General features: G+C 70.7%; 23 protein-coding genes. 7 read left to right on the forward strand and 16 right to left on the reverse strand.

All coding sequences use genetic code 11. The annotated features are described in order from the left end of the window. Positions 1-40 precede the first annotated feature (40 nt). Together ACLJQZ_RS19405 and ACLJQZ_RS19410 are read right to left on the reverse strand one after the other, a co-directional pair. Positions 41-559 (reverse strand): GNAT family N-acetyltransferase, encoded by a 519-nt coding sequence (locus tag ACLJQZ_RS19405; RefSeq protein ID WP_410621381.1) that lies wholly within the window; start codon positions 557-559, stop codon positions 41-43. Positions 560-569: 10 nt separating this feature from the next. Next, positions 570-1,460 carry a TetR/AcrR family transcriptional regulator C-terminal domain-containing protein gene (locus ACLJQZ_RS19410; RefSeq protein WP_410621382.1) on the reverse strand — a complete coding sequence of 297 codons (891 nt, stop codon included), beginning with the start codon at positions 1,458-1,460 and terminating at the stop codon, positions 570-572. Between the two features lie 145 nt (positions 1,461-1,605). On the opposite strand from ACLJQZ_RS19410, the gene ACLJQZ_RS19415 reads away from it, so the two are divergent. Further along, on the forward strand, positions 1,606-2,310 hold the full coding sequence (locus tag ACLJQZ_RS19415) for a DUF2306 domain-containing protein (protein ID WP_410621383.1): 705 nt from the start codon (positions 1,606-1,608) through the stop codon (positions 2,308-2,310). A gap of 149 nt (positions 2,311-2,459) precedes the next feature. Further along, positions 2,460-3,434, forward strand: coding sequence for a chitinase (locus ACLJQZ_RS19420; RefSeq protein ID WP_410621384.1), 975 nt, complete (start codon positions 2,460-2,462; stop codon positions 3,432-3,434). Positions 3,435-3,518: 84 nt separating this feature from the next. Here ACLJQZ_RS19420 and ACLJQZ_RS19425 read toward each other — a convergent pair whose 3' ends face one another. Together ACLJQZ_RS19425 and ACLJQZ_RS19430 are read right to left on the reverse strand one after the other, a co-directional pair. Further along, on the reverse strand, positions 3,519-3,782 hold the full coding sequence (locus ACLJQZ_RS19425; RefSeq protein ID WP_410621385.1) for an AMED_5909 family protein: 264 nt from the start codon (positions 3,780-3,782) through the stop codon (positions 3,519-3,521). Next, on the reverse strand, positions 3,772-3,945 hold the full coding sequence (locus tag ACLJQZ_RS19430) for a hypothetical protein (protein WP_410621386.1): 174 nt from the start codon (positions 3,943-3,945) through the stop codon (positions 3,772-3,774). The genes ACLJQZ_RS19425 and ACLJQZ_RS19430 overlap by 11 nt, the downstream gene beginning before the upstream one ends. A gap of 300 nt (positions 3,946-4,245) precedes the next feature. Between ACLJQZ_RS19430 and ACLJQZ_RS19435 the strand changes: the two genes are divergently transcribed. Both ACLJQZ_RS19435 and ACLJQZ_RS19440 read left to right on the forward strand, forming a co-directional pair. Then, positions 4,246-5,013, forward strand: a complete 768-nt coding sequence (locus ACLJQZ_RS19435) for a GntR family transcriptional regulator (RefSeq protein ID WP_410621387.1) — start codon at positions 4,246-4,248, stop codon at positions 5,011-5,013. A 10-nt stretch (positions 5,014-5,023) separates the two neighbouring features. Then, positions 5,024-5,686, forward strand: a complete 663-nt coding sequence (locus ACLJQZ_RS19440) for a YdcF family protein (protein WP_328646413.1) — start codon at positions 5,024-5,026, stop codon at positions 5,684-5,686. A gap of 31 nt (positions 5,687-5,717) precedes the next feature. On the opposite strand, the gene ACLJQZ_RS19445 is transcribed toward ACLJQZ_RS19440, so the two are convergent. From ACLJQZ_RS19445 to ACLJQZ_RS19475, 7 genes are all read right to left on the reverse strand, one after another. Continuing rightward, positions 5,718-6,563, reverse strand: a complete 846-nt coding sequence (locus ACLJQZ_RS19445) for a LysR family transcriptional regulator (RefSeq protein ID WP_410621512.1) — start codon at positions 6,561-6,563, stop codon at positions 5,718-5,720. A 1-nt stretch (position 6,564) separates the two neighbouring features. Beyond that, the gene (locus ACLJQZ_RS19450) at positions 6,565-6,945 is read right to left on the reverse strand and encodes a DUF427 domain-containing protein (RefSeq protein WP_410621388.1); all 381 of its coding nucleotides are present in this window, start codon (positions 6,943-6,945) and stop codon (positions 6,565-6,567) included. 62 nt (positions 6,946-7,007) lie between these two features. Continuing rightward, the gene (locus tag ACLJQZ_RS19455; protein ID WP_410621389.1) at positions 7,008-7,772 is read right to left on the reverse strand and encodes an HAD family acid phosphatase; all 765 of its coding nucleotides are present in this window, start codon (positions 7,770-7,772) and stop codon (positions 7,008-7,010) included. 85 nt (positions 7,773-7,857) lie between these two features. After that, positions 7,858-9,021 (reverse strand): THUMP-like domain-containing protein, encoded by a 1,164-nt coding sequence (locus tag ACLJQZ_RS19460; RefSeq protein WP_410621390.1) that lies wholly within the window; start codon positions 9,019-9,021, stop codon positions 7,858-7,860. Further along, the gene (locus ACLJQZ_RS19465) at positions 9,022-9,987 is read right to left on the reverse strand and encodes a class I SAM-dependent methyltransferase (protein WP_410621391.1); all 966 of its coding nucleotides are present in this window, start codon (positions 9,985-9,987) and stop codon (positions 9,022-9,024) included. 4 nt (positions 9,988-9,991) lie between these two features. Beyond that, entirely contained in the window at positions 9,992-10,771 is a 780-nt protein-coding gene (locus ACLJQZ_RS19470; RefSeq protein ID WP_410621392.1) for an enoyl-CoA hydratase/isomerase family protein, read from the reverse strand. A gap of 96 nt (positions 10,772-10,867) precedes the next feature. Then, positions 10,868-11,689 (reverse strand): ABC transporter ATP-binding protein, encoded by an 822-nt coding sequence (locus ACLJQZ_RS19475; RefSeq protein ID WP_410621393.1) that lies wholly within the window; start codon positions 11,687-11,689, stop codon positions 10,868-10,870. A 332-nt stretch (positions 11,690-12,021) separates the two neighbouring features. On the opposite strand from ACLJQZ_RS19475, the gene ACLJQZ_RS19480 reads away from it, so the two are divergent. Both ACLJQZ_RS19480 and ACLJQZ_RS19485 read left to right on the forward strand, forming a co-directional pair. Continuing rightward, complete coding sequence (locus ACLJQZ_RS19480) at positions 12,022-12,567, forward strand: cysteine dioxygenase (protein ID WP_410621394.1); 546 nt, start codon at positions 12,022-12,024, stop codon at positions 12,565-12,567. Further along, complete coding sequence (locus ACLJQZ_RS19485) at positions 12,564-12,959, forward strand: rhodanese-like domain-containing protein (protein ID WP_410621395.1); 396 nt, start codon at positions 12,564-12,566, stop codon at positions 12,957-12,959. Before ACLJQZ_RS19480 ends, ACLJQZ_RS19485 begins: the two co-directional genes overlap by 4 nt. Positions 12,960-12,966: 7 nt before the next feature. Here the strand turns inward: ACLJQZ_RS19485 and ACLJQZ_RS19490 are convergent, their stop codons facing one another. The 4 genes from ACLJQZ_RS19490 to ACLJQZ_RS19505 form a co-directional block, all read right to left on the reverse strand. Further along, positions 12,967-13,953 (reverse strand): LLM class F420-dependent oxidoreductase, encoded by a 987-nt coding sequence (locus tag ACLJQZ_RS19490; RefSeq protein ID WP_410621396.1) that lies wholly within the window; start codon positions 13,951-13,953, stop codon positions 12,967-12,969. Positions 13,954-14,037: 84 nt separating this feature from the next. Continuing rightward, the gene (locus ACLJQZ_RS19495; protein WP_410621397.1) at positions 14,038-14,649 is read right to left on the reverse strand and encodes a putative T7SS-secreted protein; all 612 of its coding nucleotides are present in this window, start codon (positions 14,647-14,649) and stop codon (positions 14,038-14,040) included. A gap of 17 nt (positions 14,650-14,666) precedes the next feature. Then, positions 14,667-14,996, reverse strand: coding sequence for a hypothetical protein (locus tag ACLJQZ_RS19500; protein WP_410621398.1), 330 nt, complete (start codon positions 14,994-14,996; stop codon positions 14,667-14,669). Positions 14,997-15,018: 22 nt separating this feature from the next. Then, positions 15,019-15,873 carry a hypothetical protein gene (locus ACLJQZ_RS19505; protein ID WP_410621399.1) on the reverse strand — a complete coding sequence of 285 codons (855 nt, stop codon included), beginning with the start codon at positions 15,871-15,873 and terminating at the stop codon, positions 15,019-15,021. Between the two features lie 330 nt (positions 15,874-16,203). Between ACLJQZ_RS19505 and ACLJQZ_RS19510 the strand changes: the two genes are divergently transcribed. Beyond that, positions 16,204-16,401, forward strand: coding sequence for a hypothetical protein (locus ACLJQZ_RS19510; protein WP_410621400.1), 198 nt, complete (start codon positions 16,204-16,206; stop codon positions 16,399-16,401). A gap of 2 nt (positions 16,402-16,403) precedes the next feature. On the opposite strand, the gene glgP is transcribed toward ACLJQZ_RS19510, so the two are convergent. After that, positions 16,404-18,932 (reverse strand): alpha-glucan family phosphorylase, encoded by a 2,529-nt coding sequence (gene glgP / locus ACLJQZ_RS19515; RefSeq protein ID WP_410621401.1) that lies wholly within the window; start codon positions 18,930-18,932, stop codon positions 16,404-16,406. Between the last annotated feature and the right edge of the window lie 57 nt (positions 18,933-18,989).

Here is an 18,989-nt window from a genome sequence, read left to right on the forward strand (position 1 = left end):
GTCAGACGCACCCAACGCCACATTGGGGCGTTCGGGGCCCTCAGCGCGGGCGGTTCAGCACCGCCCGCTGCTGCCGGCGCCCGGCGACCGGGAACGTGCTGTGCGGCGCGAACCCGAGCTTCGCCACCACCCGCGCCGACGCCGCGTTCGCCGGTTCGTAGATCGCCAGCAGCCGATCGGCGAAGCCGGACGCGAAGACGTGGTCGCGCACCGCCGTCGTCGCTTCGGTCGCGTAACCGCGGCCCCAGCACGGCTGGGCGATCCACCAGCCCATCTCCACCGCGGGGTGGCCGAGGCCCGACTCGATGTTGTCGCGGCACACCAGCGACACCACGCCGTCGAACGAGCCCGGCGCCGCCGACACCGCGAACCAGCCGAAGCCGTGCTCGGCCCAGTGCGCGAGCGTCGCGCGGTGCTTGGCGAGGGTGTACTCCCGGGTCCACGGCTCACCGGTGCCGACGTACCGGACCGTCTCGGGCACCTGGGCCAGCGCGAACAGGTCGTCGAAGAAGGCCTCGGACCACGCGTGCAACGTGAGCCGTTCCGTGATGAGCCGCACCACGACGAGTCTAGGACTCCCGCAGCAGCACGGCGATTCCGTCGAGCTGGACCCGCAGGCCGAACTCGAACGCCTCGTCGAGGTCGACGTCGGCCAGGCCGGTGATCGTGTCCGCGAGCGCCGGGAACCGGCCCGACTCGAGGTGCCCGGCCAGCACCGCCATGTCGGCCTCGACCCGCTGGGAGCCGGTGATGCCGGTGTCCTGCTCGGTTTCGACCTCGATGGCGTGGCTCACCGCGAGGCCGCCGACCCAGCCGTTGAGCGTCATGATCACCTGCAGCTTCGTCCGCCGGTGCAGCCCGGTGCCGGCCAGCGCCCGCAGCATCCAGTCGACCAGCCGCAGCCCGCTGGGCACCACCGGCGGCCGCACCAGCGAGTTCAGCAGCACCGGCGCGAGCCACGGGTGCCGCCGGTAGGCCCGCCACTGCGTCCGCGCGGCCAGCTCCAGCCGCGGCCGCCACCGCGCCGGGCCCGGCTCGGGCAGCTCCTCGGCTCCGAGCGCGGTGTCGGCCATCAGCCGGACCAGCTCGTCCTTGTCCGGGACGTGCCGGTACAGCGCCATCGGGCCGACGCCGAGCTCGGCCGCGAGCCGGCGCATCGACAGCGCCCCGCGGCCCTCGGCGTCCGCCAGCGCGATGGCCGCCCGGACGAGCCGCGCCCGGCCCAGCGGCGGCTTCTGCGGGGTCCGGTCGCTCACCACCGTGCCGCTGCCCGGCACCGCGCGCACCCAGCCCTGCTCGCCCAGCACGGTCAGCGCCTTCGCCGCGGTCGCCATCGCCACGCCCCACTCGCGCACCAGCGACCGGGTGGACGGCACCCGCTCGCCGGGCCGCAGCTCACCGGCGGTGATCCGGCGCCGCAGGTCCGCCGCGATCCGCAGGTACGGCGCCTGCTCGGCCACGAGCACCCCTCGATCCGTACTAGAACACTTCGCCCGGTCGACTAGAACACTTCCAGGGTACTCACCCATTCTCGGCAGCATGGATTGCCGCGTCTTCGCGCTGGTCAATACGGTGCCGATACAGCGTACGAGACAGGGGGACGGCATGACCACGACAGAGAAACCGGCGAGCCCGAGCGGGACCCGGCGCGCCACGCCGTGGTGGCGCCGGCCGTGGGTGTTCCCGCTGGGCCTGATCGTCACGGTGTTCCTGGTGTACTCGCTCCCGCCCTACCTCGGGCTGGACCCGGCGGAGTCGCGGATCCCGGCCCCGGACGGCGTCGGCTGGTACTACCCCGTGCTGGTCACGCACATCGGCTTCGCGACCATCGCGATGGTGACCTGCTCGCTGCAGATCTGGCCGTGGCTGCGGCGGAAGCACCCGGTCGTGCACCGCCGCACCGGCCGTGTGTACGTCTTCGCGGGTGCCATCCCGGCGTCGATCGCGGGGTTCGCCATCGCGGTCGCCGCGCCGTTCGGGCCGGTCGGCGCGGTGTCGAACGTGCTGCTCGCGACACTCTGGTTCGGCTGCACCGTGCAGGGCTACCGGATGGCGCGGGCCCGGCGCTTCGCCGACCACCGCCGCTGGATGATCCGCAGCTTCGTGCTGTGCATGTCGATCATCAGCAACCGGATCTGGGCGATCGTCTGGTCACTCGTGCTCCCCGGGCAGCTGGACACGACGTTCGGCGGCAGCGAACTGGCGCTGGGCCAGGCGATCGCCGGGCTCACGACGTGGCCCGGCTGGGTGATCCCGTTCCTGATCGCCCAGTGGTGGCTGGACCGGGGACGCCGGCGCGCGACGGCGTGAGAACGGGCGGAACCGGTCGTGGGGGCCGGTTCCGCCCCGTCACCCGCCGTCATGCCCCCGAACGGCCTATGGTCCGGACCACATTAATGGTCTATACCAATTAGGTCCGGAATTCCCGCCGCCGCGCTGCTTGTCGTGGAGGTCCCCCCATGCGTCTCCCCCGTCTCCGTCCCCTCCTGGCCGCCTTGGGCGGTCTGGCCGTCCTGGCCACCGGGTTCGCGGCACCCGCCGGCGCCGCGGCCGGCTCGCCGATCCCGGTCGGCCCCTACGTCGACATGGGCGCGTGGCCGACGCCCAGCCTCTCGGCGATGTCGGCCGCGAGCGGCGTCAAGGGCTTCACGCTCGCCTTCGTCAACTCCTACGGCTGCAAGGCCAGCTGGTTCGGCGCGTACGACCCGCGCACGGCCTGGCAGAAGGACGAGATCACCAAGATCCGCAACGCCGGCGGCGACGTCAAGATCTCCTTCGGCGGCGCGTCCGGCATCGAGCTGGCCCAGGCGTGCACCACGTCCGCCCAGGTCGCGGCCGAGTACGACGCGGTCGTCAAGGCGTACGGCCTGAAGTACGTCGACATCGACGTCGAGGGCGCGGCCGTCGCGGACCCGGCGTCGATCACGCGCCGCTCGCAGGCGCTGAAGACGTTGCAGACCAACAACCCGGGCTTGAAGATCTCGCTGACCCTGCCGGTGCTGCCCACCGGCCTCGACGCGAACGGGCTCAACGTCGTCAAGGCCGCCAAGGACGCCGGGGTGAACCTGGACCTGGTCAACATCATGGCCATGGACTACTACCAGGGCGCGGGCGACCAGGGCGCGAAGGCGATCTCCGCGGCGAAGGCCACGCAGGCGCAGCTGAAGTCGCTGTACGGCCTGAGCGACGCGGCGGCGTGGAAGAAGGTCGGCGTCACCCCGATGATCGGCGTCAACGACTCGCAGAACGAGATCTTCTACCAGAAGGACGCCAAGGCGCTGGTCGCCTTCGCCAAGACGGTCCACCTGGGCATGCTGTCGTTCTGGGAAGCCGGCCGCGACGCGAACGCGTGCACCGGGGCGCTGTACAAGTGCACGAACGTGCCGCAGGCGAAGTACGAGTTCGCGAAGATCTTCGCGGGCTACACCGGCTGAGTCACCACTGGGTCACCACCGGGCGGCGTCCGCGAGCAGTGCGTCCCGCACCGCCGCGGGCCCCGCCCGGCAGCGTGAAGCTCATCAGCGCCATCCCTCCCGTCCGTATTCCGCCTTCCATTCCGGTTTCTCGGTCAGCCGTTCGACTTCCCGAAGTTCCCGGCCGAACCAGTACAGCGCCTCGTGATGGTGACCCCGATCCAGATCGGCGACCGCGTGGTACATCCGGGCGTTGACCCGCCGGAACTCCACCCACGCCGAGACCGGGGCTTCCCGGCTCGGCATCCGCGCGAACGCGTCATCGTGGGCCTCTCGCAGCGTCCGAGGCCACCGATCCTCAGCCGCCACAGTCGCTCCCCTCCGGAACCGCCACGCGGCTTGCCAGCAGTTCCGCGAGTTCGCCGATCGCGTCGCGAAGCCGGAAGAGAAACGCCACGCACCCCGGCCACTCGTCCGGCCCCTCCGGCACCGCCAACGACACCACCGAGGCGGCCCCGGTCACGACCGGCATCGGCGGATTCCCGGGCTCCGGACCGGTCTCTTCTACCGACACCGAGCCGCGAGGTTCGACAAACCAGGTCGCACCGGCCCCAACGACCCGAGGCACCCGGCAGGATCGGCGAAACCGCCTCCGGTCGTCTTCATCCGCTTCCCCCTCCATCACACCCTCCATCGCCAGGCCCCATAGAGACATCTCTATTTACACAGATTGCCAGCCTCAAGACAATAGAACTATCTCTAAAGTGGGTATGGGTCAGATAACTTGGTTAGCGCTAGCGTTAACCAGGCCCGCTGACCGGAGGAGGAGCGAGTGAGCATCGGCTACCGCGAACTGGCCACCGTCCTTCGTGATGCCATCCAGCGTGGCGACTACCCGCCCGAGACGACCCTGCCCAAACAGGAGGAGCTGGCCGCCGAGTTCCAGGTGAACGTCAACACCGTTCGCAAGGCGATCGGCGTGCTCGAGGCCGAGGGGTTGGTCACCCCCGTCCGCCGGCGGGGCACCGTCGTTCGCGCCCGGCCACCGATGAAGCGGCTCGGCGCGGATCGCTACGCCAAGAACAAGTGGAAGTACGGCGATGTCGTGCCGTTCATCGCCGACCGGGAGGCCTCCGGGCGGAGTTGGCAGCCGACGGATCAGACGCAGTCCGTCACCAAGGTCGAAGCCGACTCGGAAGTCGCTGAAGCACTCGGGGTGCCGGCAGGCTCGCCGGTGTACGAGCGGGCACGGCTGGTGAAAGATGCCGGCCAACCGACCCACACGCTGACCAGCTACTACCGCCCCGCCGATGTCGAAGGGACTCGTCTTCTCGATGCGACACCCGGTCCGGCAGGCCGGGGCGGTGGATTCCTGGTCCTCACCCTCCGAGGACTCGAACCTGACACGATGACGGAGACCATTCATGCCAGGATGCCCACTCCTGGCGAAGTCGCGCAGCTTCTGCTGCCGGCCGGGGAACCGGTCATGGTGTTGCTGCGACGTACGTTCACCGCCAACGGACGTGTCGTCGAGTTCGCCCGCGGAGTGCATGCCGCCAGCCGGTTTTCGTGGTCCTATACGTTCAAGATCCCCGACTGACGGAGAAGCCGTGCCCGAGCACACCGCGTCCCTGCCTGACGCGCTTCGCGCGGACGTGGAGACGCTTTGGGACTTCCACGACATGCACCACGAACGACACCCCACGGACGTCGGTATCGGACTCGGAAGCCACGACCTCGGCGTCGCCGACTGCGCGGCCGGGCTCTTCAAAGCCGAGTTGTTCCCCGTGATCGTCTTCACCGGCGCGAATGCCCCGACCACGATCGAAAATTTCCCCCGCGGTGAAGCCGTTCACTACCGGGAACGCGCCATCGAGCTCGGAGTACCGGCGCAAGCCGTGCTCGTCGAGCCCAACGCGCGAAACACCGGAGAGAACATCATCTTCACGCGGCAAGTCTTGGCAGACCACGGCACCGAAGTCAGCTCTGTCACCCTGGTCTCCAGGCCCTACCAGCAACGACGCGCCTACGCGACTTGCCGGAAGCTCTGGCCGGAAGTCGACGTCACCTGCGCATCCCTCACCCTGCCGCTCGACGAATACATCGCCGGCATCGGAGATGTCGACCGCGTGATCGCCATGCTCGTCGGTGACACCCAGCGAATCACGGTTTACGCCGAAAAGGGATTCGCCATTCCTCAAGCAGTACCCAATCACGTGCGCGACGCCTACGACCGGTTGGTCTCGGCAGGATTCACCCAACGGCTCGTTTGAACGCGGCTACACGGGCTGAGTCACCACTGGGTCACCACCGGGCGGCGTCCGCGAGCAGTGCGTCCCGCACCGCCGCGGGCCCCGCCCGGCACGGTTCGGTCCTGCTCACCACGAACAGCGTGTTGATCGGTGGTTCGGGCGGGTCCAGCAGGGCGACCAGCGCACCCGAGGCCAGCTCGGCCGCGCACAGGTACCGCGGCAGCACGCTGACGCCGAAGCCGGCGAGCACGCACGTCAGCACGCCGCGCAGGTCCGGGACCACCACCGCGGGCCCGGCCGGCGGCCGGACGCCCAGCACCGAGCGCCAGTAGCGGCGGATGATGGGCAGGTCCTCGGCGTACGCCACCAACGGCGCCGTCCGCGGGTCGCCGGTGAAGCCGCGCGGGCCGACCAGGACGAACTCCTCGTCGGTCAACGGTGTTGCCGCGAAGCCGCGGCCGCGGGGGCGGATCGTCGAGACGACCAGGTCGAAACGGCGCTGCGCCAGCCCGGCCAGCAGGTCGTCGGCCAGGCCGAAGCTCACCCGTAGTTTCAAGCCGGAAGCCACCAGCCCGGCCAGCGCGGGCAGGACGCGGGCCGTCGTCAGCTCGGCCGGTCCGGCCAGGTGGACCGGCACCGCGAAACGATCGGCGGGGCCCAGGGCGACGTCGGTCAGCGCGTCGACGTGCGGGGCGATGCGGGCCGCGAGTTCGTCGGCCACCGACGTCGGCGTGACGCCTCGCGCGCGGCGGACGAACAGCTGCCGGCCCAGCTCCGCCTCCAGGGCCCTGACCTGCGCGGTCACCGTCGGCTGGGACAAGCCCAGTGACGGTGCCGCGCCGGTCAGCGAGCCCGCGCGGTGGACCGCGAGGAACGTCCGCAGCAGGTCGAGGTCCAGGTCAGTCCTCGATCAGCTCGATCGAGTCCACGACGTTCGGGTAGAACGCGACGTGGTCCTTGATCGACGCGACCGCGTCGTACGGCTTCTCGTACGTCCAGATCGCGTTTTCCGCCTGCACGTCACCGGCGTTCAGGCTGTAGTAGCTGCTGTCGCCCTTGTACGGGCAGTACGTCTCGTGGTCGGTCCGCTCCAGCACGCTGAAGTCGACGTCCGCCCGCGGGATGTACTGCGCCGCCGGGTAGTTCGACTCCTGCAGTGTCAGCGCGTTGCGGCTGTCGGCCACCACGCGCCCGCCCGCCTTGACCACCACGCGGGCCTTGGTCGGCTCGACGGTGATCGGGTGGTCCGGGCCCGGGACCAGCACCTTCTTCTCCGGCATGTCAGCTCCTCGACGAAGTCGTGTACTGGGACCAGCACCCGGGACCCGGCGGTTATTCCGGGTCAGGGCAGGTAGTACATCGGGTTCGGCAGCTTGGTCGGCCGCAGCGCGTGGCCGCCTTCGAGGTCGCTGAACTGGTCACCGACGTTCAGCACGATCTTCGCGCCGGTCGCCTCGATGTGCGCCCGCGTGCCCGACTTGTACTGGACGGTGTTGCAGGTCAGGCCGCACGGCAGGTAGTCGGGCGCGGTCACCTTCGGCTTGAAGAACGCAGCCGTCGGCGCCGGGTAGCCCTCGTTGGCGAGGTTCTTGAGCGACTGCGGGCCCTGCAGCTCGTTGCGGCCGGTCAGGAAGAACACCTTCACACCGTGCTGGGCCGCCCAGTTGGTCAGCTCCAGCACCGGCTTGTTCACCTCGAAGGTGCCGTTGTCGATGGCCTGCTGCTGCTTGACCGGGTCGAAGCCGAAGTCGTTGTCGGCCTCCCAGCCGTAGGTGACCTCGGAGGTGTCGTCGACGTCCAGCACGATCGCCGGGTTCTTCACCCGGCCCAGCTGCTGCTGCAGGTAGCGCTTCGCGTCGGAGACGACGTTCTTGGTGTCCTTCACGAACTTGCTCGTGTCGGAGTAGTGGTGCTTGCCCGCGGCGTCGAGGTAGTCGCCGTAGTAGGCCTTGACGTCGTTCTTGACCTGGCCGATGTTGGCCGGTTCCTTCGCGCGGGCGGCGGTGGCGTCGTCCGAGCCGGCCAGCGCGGTGGCCCCCGAAGCGATGGTGGCACCGATCGCCGCGGCGGCGGCGAGCTTGACGAGACCTGACCATTTTCCGGACACGGCGACCCTCCAGTGAAGACTTGGCGACTCGGGGAACCTACGTCACGTTCACCCGGAGTTCCACCCTTCGTTGGTTCCTGTTCACCTAGACCCGCTCGGCGCGGCACACGAATGCCACGGGAGCGCGGCCGATCCGCGTCAAAACCACCGACGCTTCCGCCGAGCCGCGCGGTTTCAGCCTGCGGCGCAACGCGTCCGGGTCGACGTCCAGGCCGCGGATCAGGATCTCCAGCCGGCCGACGTCGTGTCGCTTGAGGACGGACTTCAGGGACTTTTCGCTGTACGGGCCCTGCTCCAGGACGCGGAACGCGCGCACGCCCGGCGGCGGTGTGTCACCGGTCAGGTACGCGATGCGTTCGTCCAGCTGCCACAGCCCGTGCCGCGCCGCGTAGTGGCGGACCAGCCCGGCCCGCACGACCGCGCCGTCCGGGTCGACGATCCACTCCCCCGGCTCGCGCGTGGGCAGCTCGTCCGGTTCGGCGTCGGTGACCGTCCACTGTGTCCCGTCCGAGCGCAGCACGCTCGCCCGGCGGGTGACGCCGGTACCCAGGCCACGCCACAGGCAGGACTCGCGCACCTGGCCGTCGAGGGACACCAGCTCGACCTCGTCCGCCCACGGCGCGATCGCGAAGTCCAAGCCGGGCGCGCACTTCACCGACAGCGGACGCCCCGGGTAGGCGTCGACCAGGCCGTCGAGCGGCGGGGTGAAGTCCGCGGGTTTCCAGGCCCGCCGCCCGGTCGCGTCACGCCGGGCCGGGTCGGCGACGACAACGCCCGAGCGGCTCACCGGCCGCAGCGCGTCGGCTCGCGCGAGCCCGAACGCGACGCCGGCGGCCGAGCCGTTGTGCCGGGCCATCGCCAGCCGCACCGGGTCCACATCGGACCCGAGCGCGTGCCGCGCCACCCGGGCGATCTCGACCAGGTCCGCGCCGACCGAGCACGTGACGTCGTGGACGTCGAGGCCGGCCAGGCGCTGGGCCCGGTGCCGCGCGACGAGGGACGCACTCGCCTGCTGGAGCGCGTCCGAGGTGAACAGCCAGTCCACACCGGACAGTTTGCCGACGGCTTTCCGGCGCAGCACGGCGGTTTCCAGCACCGCGGCCGCGTGCTGCTCGCCGACCAGGCGGCGCACAGCGGCGACGTCGGCGATGCGGTCGGTCAGCGGCCGCGCGGAGATCTCGGCGAGCGCCGCCACACCCGCGCCGGAGCGCAGGTAGGCGACGTCGTCGAGGCTGAACGCATAAGGCACTTAGGACGGCCGCTTGGTCCCGGTGATCATCACGTTGTAGAACAGCTCGCGCGGCAGCACCTTCGACAGCAGCTTCTTGTCCACAACGGACAGCCGCAGCCACAGCTTGTAGGCGAACAGCCGCCAGCGGACGGTCAGCTTCTCCTGCGGCACCGCGGCTTCGAACGTCCGGATCGGCCAGCCGGCGAGCGCCGCGGCGAACTCCTCGGTGACCGCGCGGACGTCCTGGGCACCGGCGCCGCGGGCCCACGACTCCAGCTCCGACGGGTCGAAGGTGTGGATGTCGACGACGGCCTCCAGCGCGGCGGCGCGCGAGGACTCGTCGAGCTCCTCCTGCGGCCGGCGCCAGCCGCTCAGCGCGGGCAGCTTCGTCACGTTGGTCGTCAGGAACCAGGTGAGCTGGCCGAGCTTGCGGGCGTAGGTGTCGCCGATCTTGGTCGGCTCACCGGCGAACACGAACCGCCCGCCCGGCTTGAGCACGCGCAGCACCTCGCGGAACGCCGCCTGGACGTCCGGGATGTGGTGCAGCACCGCGTGCCCGACCACCAGGTCGAACGTGTTGTCCTCGTACGGGATCCGCTCGGCGTCGGCGACCCGGCCGTCGACGTCGAGGCCGAGGCTCTCGGCGTTGCGCAGCGCGACCTGGACCATGCCCGGCGAAAGGTCGGTGACCGAGCCCTTCTTGGCGACGCCGCCCTGCATCAGGTTCAGCAGGAAGAAGCCCGTGCCGCTGCCCAGCTCCATCGCGTGCTGATACGGCTGGCCGTCATCACCCGCGACGGCGTTGAACACGTCCGTCGCGTACGAGATGCAGCGCTCGTCGTAGGAGATGGACCACTTCTCGTCGTAGGTGCCGGCTTCCCAGTCGTGGTACAGCACGTTCGCGAGCTTGGGGTCGGCCCAGGCGGCCTGGACCTCTGCCGCGGTGGCGTGCGGGTGCGGTGCCGGGTCGTTCACGTCGGTCAAGGCGTCATTTCCCTTCGAAAGTGGCCTTGCCGGGGCCGTTCTCGATGAACGACTTCATGCCGTTCTGCTGGTCTTCGGTCGCCCAGAGCGCGGCGAACAGGTGCGACTCGAGCTTGAGCCCGTTCGCCAGGTCGGTGTCGAGACCGCCGTCGATGGCCGCCTTCGCCGCGCGCAGGGCGACAGCGGGGCCGTTGGCGAACTGGGACGCCCACTTGAGCGCGGCCGCGTAGACGTCGTCCGGGGCGACGACCTCGTCGACGATCCCCAGCCGCAGCGCCTCTTCGGCCTTGACGAACCGTCCGGTGTAGACGATGTCCTTGGTCTTGCTCGGGCCGATCAGCCGGGCCAGGCGCTGCGTGCCGCCCGCGCCCGGGATGACGCCGAGCTGGATCTCCGGCTGGCCGACCTTGACGTTGTCGCCGGCGACGCGGCGGTCCGCGGTCAGCGCCAGTTCGAGGCCGCCGCCGAGGGCGTAGCCGGTGATGGCGGCGACGACCGGCTTCGGGATGTTGGCGATCGCGGCGAGCGTCCCGGTGAGGGTGGCGCCGAACTTCGCGATCTGCGGGTAGGTGCGGGTGGCCATCTCCTTGATGTCCGCGCCGCCGGCGAAAGTCTTCTCACCGCCGTAGAGGATCACGGCGCGCACGTCGTCGCGCTCGGAGACCTCCTTGGCCAGCTCCGCGAGCTCGGCGGTGACCTGGGCGTTCAGGGCGTTGACCGGGGGCCGGTCGAGCCGGATCGTCCCGACGCCGTCCTTGACCTCCAGCGATACGAACTCTCCCACGCCCGTTCCTCCTCAGTCGACGAGTTGCCTTCGGCTCGAACCACTCTTTACCGGTGAGAGCCCGTTCAACACAGGTTACTGCCCGGTAAGCACAGCCTAGCGACGGCGGGCGAAGAAGCGATCCCCGGAGCGTTCGAGCACCAGGTCCTGGTCGAACGTCTTCGAGAGGTTTTCGCTGGTGATGACGTCGTCGACGAGGCCGGACACGACCGCGTGACCGTCGCGGAGGAGCAGCGCGTGGGTGAACCCCGGCGGGATCTCCTCCACGTGGTGGGTGACGAGCACCATGGCCGGCGCGTCCGGGTCGAGGGCCAGCGCGGACAGCCGCGCGACGAGGTCCTCGCGGCCGCCGAGGTCGAGGCCGGCGGCCGGCTCGTCCAGCAGCAGCATCTCCGGGTCGGTCATCAGGGACCGGGCGATCAGGGCCCGCTTGCGCTCGCCTTCGGACAGCGTGCCGAACGTGCGGTCGGCGAGGTGCCCGATGCCCATCGCGCCCAGCAGCTCGGTCGCGCGCTCGGTGTCGAGCTTGTCGTACTCCTCACGCCACCGGCCCACCACGGCGTACCCGGCGCTCACCACGACGTCCTTCACCAGCTCGTCGCCCGGGACGCGCTGGGCGATCGCGGCGGAGGTGAACCCGATGCGGGGGCGCAACTCGAAGATGTTGACCTTGCCGATGCGCTCGCCGAGCAGGTCGAGCTCGCCGGTGCTCGGGTGCAGTTCGGCCGCGGCGAGGCGCAGCAGCGTGGTCTTGCCCGCGCCGTTCGGGCCGAGCACCACCCAGCGCTCGTCCAGTTCCACGGACCAGTCGAGGCCGGCGAGGAGGTCGTTGGTCCCGCGGCGGACGCCGACACCGGCCATCCGGACCACGAGGTCGTCAAGTTCGCTGGGCTGGATCGGCTCGCTCACGAACCCCATTCTGTCTGCCGTCGCGCGCGCGTGCGCACCCGCCCGGGTGAGATGGCTAACCGGCAGGTCGGGGACGTCCACGACGTGGAACGCCGCACGCCGGAAGTGCCGGGCCCGGCGGGGCTGTGGCAGGATCACGGGCATGTCAGCCGACGCGCCCGTGACCCCGGTGACCCGGGGCTCGTTCTGGCGCCGTCGCACGATCGACCTGCTCCTCGTCGCCTCGGCCGGGTGTACCCCGGCACGGCTCCGCTGACCCCGCGCGTCCTCTTCCCGACGTGCGGCCGGCGCCGTGCTCGCCCCCGCGTCCCGAATCACCTTCGCGTCCGAGGAGCCCCGCGTTGACCACCTCCATCACCCTTCCCGCCGTCGAAATCCACCCGCAGCTGACCGACCCGCTGCTGCCCGAGCTGCTGCACCCGTCGCGGCTGCTGTGGACCCCGCGTGAGCTGGCGGACCTGACCGCCACCGTGACCACCGAACTGACCGCGAACGTCCAGGACATCCTGCGGTTCGACGAGGACCGCCGCTGGTGGGCCCGGCTGGCGCTGACCGACGGCGTCGAGCTGTGGCTGCTGTCCTGGCTGCCCGGCCAGCACACTAAGCCGCACGACCACGGCGGCGCGTCCGGCTCGTTCACCGTGCTGCAGGGCGAGCTGAACGAGGAGTACCGCTACCCCGGCGGCCCGATCCGAAGCCGCACGCACACCGCGGGCGACGGCATCGGCTTCGGCGCCGGGCGCGCCCACCAGGTCACCGGCATCGGCGACCGGCCCGCGGCGAGCGTCCACGCGTACTCACCGCCGCTGGTGGCGACCCGCGAGTACACGGCGCTCGCGGACGTTCCGGCCGAAATCCCGCCGCTGCCCGCTATCGTGCGCCGATGAGCGCCATCGACACCCTCCTGGCCGCCGCCCGATCCGGCCTGGACCGGGCGACCCCGGCCCGGGCCCACGAGCTGCAGGAGGCGGGCGCGCTGCTCGTCGACATCCGGCCCCTCGCCAACCGCGAGGCCGAGGGCGAGATCCCCGGCGCGGTGATCGTCGAGCGGATCCACCTGGAGTGGCGGCTGGCGCCGGACAGCGACTGGCGGCTGCCCTCGGTGACGCCGGACTCGACGGTGATCGTGCTGTGCAACGAGGGCTACTCGTCGAGCCTCGCGGCGGCCGACCTGCAACGGCTGGGTCTGCCGCACGCGACGGACCTCGACGGCGGCTTCCGGGCCTGGGCGTCCGCCGGCCTGCCCGTGCAGACCGGCGGAAGCCCGGCGGTTCCCTAGGTTTTCGTCAGCTCAGCGCGGGCGCGACCTGTGCGGCGAACAGGTCGATGCCGGCGCGGTCGTACGCGGCTTCCGGGAAGTTGAAGATCGCGTAGGACATGCCGAGCTCGCCCAGCGCGGCGAGCTTTTCGGTGACCTGCTCGGGTGTGCCGGTGGTCGGGCTGTTCACGAAGTTGGCGAGCCACCGCTCGGCCGCGTCCGCCGGGGTGTACTTGTGCAGGTGGGACTTCAGCCAGGCCAGCTTGTCCTGGACGTCCTTTTCGGTCTCCCCGATCACCACGTTGTGGTTGACCGAGCGGACGATCGCGTCGAAGTCGGTACCGACGTCCTTGCAGTGCTGCGCGAGGATCTCCGACTTCCGGGTGAACGTCTCGGCGTCGCCGCCGAAGTTCGTGTACTTCGCGTACTTCGCCGCGATCTTCAGCGTCTTCTTCTCACCGCCGCCGGCGATCCACAGCGGGATCCCGCCCTCCTGCGGCGGCAACGGGCGCAGGATCGCGCCGTCGGTCCGGTAGTGCTTGCCGTCCAGTGTGGACGTCCCGGTGGTCCAGAGGTCCCGCATGATCTGGACGCCCTCGTCGAGCTGACCGAGCCGCTCGCCGGCGCCCGGGAAGCCGTAGCCGTAGGCCCGCCACTCGTGCTCGTACCAGCCGGCCCCGATCCCCATCTCGACGCGCCCGCCGGCGATGGTGTCCGCGGTCGCGGCGACCTTCGCCAGGTAGGCGGGGTTGCGGTAGCCCATGCAGGTGCACATCTGCCCGAGCCGGATGGTCTCCGTCGCGGCGGCGAACGCCGAGATCAGCGACCACGCCTCGTGCGTGGCCTCCTCCGTGGGTACCGGCACGGTGTGGAAGTGGTCGTAGACCCAGATCGATTCGAAGGGCCCGGCCTCCGCGTGCTTCGCGAGGCCGAGCATGGTCTTCCAGTGGTCCGCGGGCTCGATGCCGGCGAGGTCGATCCGCCAGCCCTGCGGGATGAAGAGTCCGAAGCGCATACCCCCAACTTAACGCGACCGGCGCCGGGACGCGGTGTGGTTTTCCGGGCTGTCCGGCTGGAGTAACTCCAGGTCAGCGGCAGGCTAGGGCGCGGACAGGTGGTCGAGCACGGCGTCGCACAGGTCCTGCAGGTTGGTGCGGTACGCCACGCGGTCGGAGTCGCCAAGGTGCGGGTCGTGCGGGTCCGCGGGCTCCCGCTCGTGGGTCGCCTTACCGGCCGGAACGGGTAGCGGAAGCAGCGGCGGGCCGCCGGCGGCCGGTACCCGTTCCGGCACCGCCGTCGCCTTGGCGAGCTCCGGCAGCACCGGCTTGACGGCGGCGAGTTCCTCGGCAGCCTTCCGGCAGGCCTCCTCCGCCTGCCGGGCCGCGTCGACCCTCTGCAGTTCCAGCCGGGCCAGACCGTCGGACGCCGTCTCGTAGCGACGCCGTTCACCCAGCTCCTCGAGGGTGTCGGCGTAGTCGTCCAGCGCCTGCGAAGCCAGTTCGTGCGCGTCGGCGACCGACCGCAGCTGCTTCGCCAGCCGGCCGCGCGCGTCCACGTAGGCGTCGTGCGCGGCACCCGCCCACCCCTCGGGAAGGAGCAGCCGCAGCTCGGCGTCCAGGTCGTCGAACATTCGCGCCAGCTCGCCGAGCCGGGCCGCCTCGCCCCGGAGCAGCTTGACCGTGCCCGGCGACCAGCCGGAACCCCACGTCATGGTGTCCTGCCCGCCGCTCAGCCGAGCCCGGCCGGATCCGCGGCCGGCGCGGCGCCGAAGTGGTTCGACGCCAACGCTTCGTGGACGTTCTCATCCTGCTTGGCGTACAGGTCCGCGGCCTGCTCCAGGCGCGCGCCGAGCTCCCGCGCCTCACCGAGGACGAGCTTGGCCGCGCGCGTCGACGCCTCCTGCAGCTCGGCGAGCGCCCTGGCGAGCAACGCGTCACCGGACTGCTCCGGCTTGGCCGCGTAGCGCAGCTCGGGCCGGGCAGCAGAGTCGGCCGCCCGGTCGCCGAGCCGGTGACCGGCGGCGTGCAGCAGCACGGGATCGGCTTCGAATCCGTTCATGATCGGGGCCGTCCTCGGGGAGTCAGCTCGGGAAGTCGGGGCTCAGCTGGGCGATCAACGACGGTGACAGGGAGAACGCCCGCTCGGCGCCCCTCCCCCGGTGCGGGCTGGGGTCGACGAGAAGGCCGGTCGGCGCGGCTCGGCCGTGGACCCGACCGGCGAACTCCCGGCCGGTCCCGCTCAGGGACAAGGGCCAGCCGCACCCGACGGTGCCGCGGTAGTGGTCCAGCGCGCCCTGATCGCTGAAGACGCACAACCAGGCCCCGCGCTCGCCGAGGTCGAGGACGATCGGTTCGCGCACCGCGTCGGCCGGCGCGCACCAGGACTCCCCCAGGAACCACCGGACGACCTGGTCGGCGTCCGTGTGGAAGCCGTGGATCGGGTTGCGCGGCGCGGCCACCGGGTCCGGTCCGGCGGGACGGGCGGCGAACCGGCGTTCCGCGGCGCCGATCTCGTGTGCCGAGAGCGGTTGCCTACCGGTGCGCAGGCTGACCAGCAGCTCTTCCTGGAACGGCCGGAGGTCGCGGTCGCAGCTGCGACCCGAGCGGCCGGGGATGCTCGCGAGCCGCTCGGTCTTGTTCCCGGACAGTGGCACGGGACCCGCGTTGTAGGCGGCGAGGACGATCTGTTCCAGCTTGGAAGCGGGTTCGGCCATCGAGCGGAGCACCTGCACCAACCGCAGGTGGACGATCGCGCAGACCCGGTGCGGCGGATCGTCGTCGGCGATCCCCCAGATCCCGCGCAAATCGGCACCGAGCTCGCTCCGGAGTCCCGGACGCCGGACCCCGGCGTTTTTGTGCAACCTGCTCGCCGCGTTCTCCGCGCGCAGGACAGCCGGGGACCTGCCCCCGTCCGCCGGCCGGTTTTCCCCGGTCATCGTCCTCCCCGCCTCCACAATGGAGTCAGAATCATAAGGGACGATTCACCTGAACGTGCAACTCTGTTTACCCGGCGCGTCACCTGCGAAAATCCGCTTCCACCAGGCTTTCTGCCAGATTTTGGACAGATTTGTGACACTTTCTCGCCTGCCTTTCGCCACGAAGTCGACAAATCCGATCGGCGAACGTCCAAACCGTACGGTCGTCCGTGACGTGTTTCTGGCGAAAGGCCTGATCAGCGCATCGAAAATGGATCAACGCCCGTAAGTTGGTTTCCACGGCCCCCACCTGACGGCCACTGGAAATCGGAGACCACAGTGGAATTGACCTTGATCGCGACCCTGGCTTTCCTGGTCGGCAGCCTGTCGACGTCGCTCGCGGCGACGTGGCTGTCACGGCACAAGGACAACGAAGAGCGGCGCAGGCTCACCGAGCTCGAGAACCGTCTCCAGGCGATCGAGTACGCGCGGCTCTACCCCATCGCGCCGCCCGTGATCCCCGTGCCGCCGATCGGCCGGGGATGGTGAGCTCAGGCCAGGATGACCCGGGCCAGCTCCGCCGGTGTCGCCAGCAGGCCGTGCTTCGGCAGCACTCGCACCGTGTAGCCGATCGCTCCCGGCTGGGGGAGCTTCAGCCGGGCCGCGAAGGCGCCGATGCCGTCGCCCTCCATCGGGACGGTGACCGGGTCGCGCAGCTCGTCGTCGTCGGCCACCCGGCCGACCACCGCTTGGATGTCCACTTCGGACGGTTCCAGGCCGGCCAGGTCGATGCGCGCGCGGATCGTCACCTCGGTGCCCACCACCAGCGGCTCGGTCGCCTCGACCTGCAGCTCCGAGTCGAAGATCTTCACCCGCGGCCACGACACCTCGATCTTGGTGCGGTAGTCCGCCAGCGACAGCGCGCCGCGGTAGCCGTCACCGGTGGCCGCCGCGACCGTGCGGGACGCCGGGAGATAACCGTGGTCGACGTACTCGCGGACCATCCGGGACGCCTGCACCCGCGGGCCGAGCGTCTCGAGCGTGTGCCACACCATCGACAGCCAGCCGGTGGGCACGCCGTCAGCGGACCGGTCGTAGAACAACGGCGAGATCTGCTGGCCGAGCAGGTCGTAGAGGGCCGCGGCCTCGAGGTCGTCGCGGCGCAGCGGGTCGGCGACGCCGTCCGCGGTCGGGATCGCCCAGCCGTTGCTGCCGTCGTAGCTCTCGTCCCACCAGCCGTCGCGGATGGACAGGTTGAGCCCGCCGTTGAGCGCCGACTTCATCCCCGACGTCCCGCACGCCTCCAGGGGCCGCACCGGGTTGTTCAGCCAGACGTCGCAGCCACGGTAGAGGTAGCGCGCCATCGACATGCCGTAGTCCGGCAGGAAGACGATCCGGTGCCGGACGTCCGCGCCGTCGACGAACCGGACGATCTGCTGGATCAGCTGCTTGCCGTTCTCGTCGGCCGGGTGCGACTTCCCGGCGACGACGACCTGGATCGGCCGGCGCTCGTCGAGCAGCAGCGTGCGCAGCCGGTCCGGGTCGCGCAGCATCAGCGTGAGCCGCTTGTACGTCGGGACGCGGCGGGCGAAGCCGACGGTCAGCACGTCCGGGTCGAACACCGAGTCCACCCAGCCCAGCTCCAGCGGGGACGCGCCGCGCTGCAGCCACGCCGCGCGCACCCGGCGGCGCACCTCGAACACCAGCTTCTCGCGCAGCTCGCGCCGCAGCGCCCACAGCTGAGCGTCCGAAACGCCTTCGCGCAGCGGCTTGTCGCCGGAGTCGAGGCCCCACTCGCGGCCGAGCAGCGTGCTCAGCTCGCGCGCCACCCACGTCGGGCCGTGGACGCCGTTGGTCACCGACGAGATCGGCACCTCGTCGTGGTCGAACCCGGGCCACAGCCGGGAGAACATCTTGCGGGTGACGCGGCCGTGCAGCTGCGAGACGCCGTTCGCGCGCTGCGCCAGCCGCAGGCCCATGTGCGCCATGTTGAAGAGGCCGGGGTTGTCCTCGGCGCCGAGCGCGAGCACGCGCCGCGGGTCGATGTCGGGCACCAGCCGCCCGTCGGCGAAGTAGCGCTGCACCAGGTCCACCGGGAAGCGGTCGATGCCCGCGCTGACCGGGGTGTGCGTGGTGAACAGCGTGCCGGCGCGGACCGCGGGCATGGCCTCGTCGAACGCGAGGCCGTCGGCCTGCACGATCTCGCGGGCCCGCTCCAGCCCGAGGAACCCGGCGTGGCCTTCGTTGGTGTGGAACACCATCGGCTGCGGGTGCCCGGTGATCTCGCAGTACTTGCGGACAGCGCGGAAGCCGCCGATGCCGGCCAGGATCTCCTGCCGCAGCCGGTGGTCGGCGTCGCCGCCGTAGAGCCGGTCGGTGACGCCGCGCAGGTCGTCGTCGTTGGCCTCGGTGTCGGTGTCGAGCAGCAGCAGCGGCACCCGGCCGACGCGGGCCTGCCAGATCTGCGCGCACAGCTCGCGCCCGCCCGGCATCGCGACGCCGATCAGCACCGGCCGGCCGCCCACCGTCAGCAGTTCGAGCGGGAACGCGTTCGGGTCGATGACCGGGTAGTGCTCGACCTGCCAGCCGTCGAGCGAGAGCGACTGCCGGAAGTAGCCGTTGCGGTAGAGCAGCCCGACGCCGACCATCGGCACGCCCAGGTCGGACGCGGCCTTGAGGTGGTCGCCGGCGAGCACGCCGAGGCCGCCGGAGTAGTTCGGCAGGGCCTCGGTGACGCCGAACTCCATCGAGAAGTAGGCGACCGCGGGCGGCAGGCCGGCGTCGTCACGCTGCTGGTACCAGCGCGGCTCGGACAGGTAGTTCTCCAGGTCCGCGGCGGCGACGCGGGCGCGGGAGAGGAAGTCTTCGTCGACGGCGAGCTCGTCGAGGCGGGCCGGCGGCAGCGCGGTGAGCATGCGCAGCGGGTCGCGGACGGCGTTGAACAGCTCGGCGTCCATCGACGCGAACAGGTCGCGCGTCGGCGGGTGCCACGTCCAGCGCAGGTTGGTGGCCAGCGCGCCGAGGCCGGAAAGGGACTCCGGGAGGCTGGCGCGAACGGTGAACCGGCGGACTGCACGCATGGACAGCGACGATATCGGGCCGCCCCGCGCGCTGCTCGGGGAGTACTTCGGGGATTA

The organism is Amycolatopsis sp. cmx-8-4, assembly GCF_046548675.1.
Taxonomy (GTDB): Bacteria; Actinomycetota; Actinomycetes; order Mycobacteriales; family Pseudonocardiaceae; genus Amycolatopsis.

What these genes read in the sequence shown, in the direction of transcription:
- ACLJQZ_RS19415 (WP_410621383.1), top strand. Translation starts at nt 1,606, where the DNA reads ATGACCACGACAGAGAAACCGGCGAGCCCGAGCGGGACCCGGCGCGCC.
- ACLJQZ_RS19420 (WP_410621384.1), top strand. Translation starts at nt 2,460, where the DNA reads ATGCGTCTCCCCCGTCTCCGTCCCCTCCTGGCCGCCTTGGGCGGTCTG.
- ACLJQZ_RS19430 (WP_410621386.1), bottom strand. Translation starts at nt 3,945, where the DNA reads ATGCCGGTCGTGACCGGGGCCGCCTCGGTGGTGTCGTTGGCGGTGCCG.
- ACLJQZ_RS19450 (WP_410621388.1), bottom strand. Translation starts at nt 6,945, where the DNA reads ATGCCGGAGAAGAAGGTGCTGGTCCCGGGCCCGGACCACCCGATCACC.
- ACLJQZ_RS19475 (WP_410621393.1), bottom strand. Translation starts at nt 11,689, where the DNA reads ATGGGGTTCGTGAGCGAGCCGATCCAGCCCAGCGAACTTGACGACCTC.
- ACLJQZ_RS19485 (WP_410621395.1), top strand. Translation starts at nt 12,564, where the DNA reads ATGAGCGCCATCGACACCCTCCTGGCCGCCGCCCGATCCGGCCTGGAC.
- ACLJQZ_RS19490 (WP_410621396.1), bottom strand. Translation starts at nt 13,953, where the DNA reads ATGCGCTTCGGACTCTTCATCCCGCAGGGCTGGCGGATCGACCTCGCC.
- ACLJQZ_RS19495 (WP_410621397.1), bottom strand. Translation starts at nt 14,649, where the DNA reads ATGACGTGGGGTTCCGGCTGGTCGCCGGGCACGGTCAAGCTGCTCCGG.
- ACLJQZ_RS19500 (WP_410621398.1), bottom strand. Translation starts at nt 14,996, where the DNA reads ATGAACGGATTCGAAGCCGATCCCGTGCTGCTGCACGCCGCCGGTCAC.
- ACLJQZ_RS19505 (WP_410621399.1), bottom strand. Translation starts at nt 15,873, where the DNA reads ATGACCGGGGAAAACCGGCCGGCGGACGGGGGCAGGTCCCCGGCTGTC.
- glgP (WP_410621401.1), bottom strand. Translation starts at nt 18,932, where the DNA reads ATGCGTGCAGTCCGCCGGTTCACCGTTCGCGCCAGCCTCCCGGAGTCC.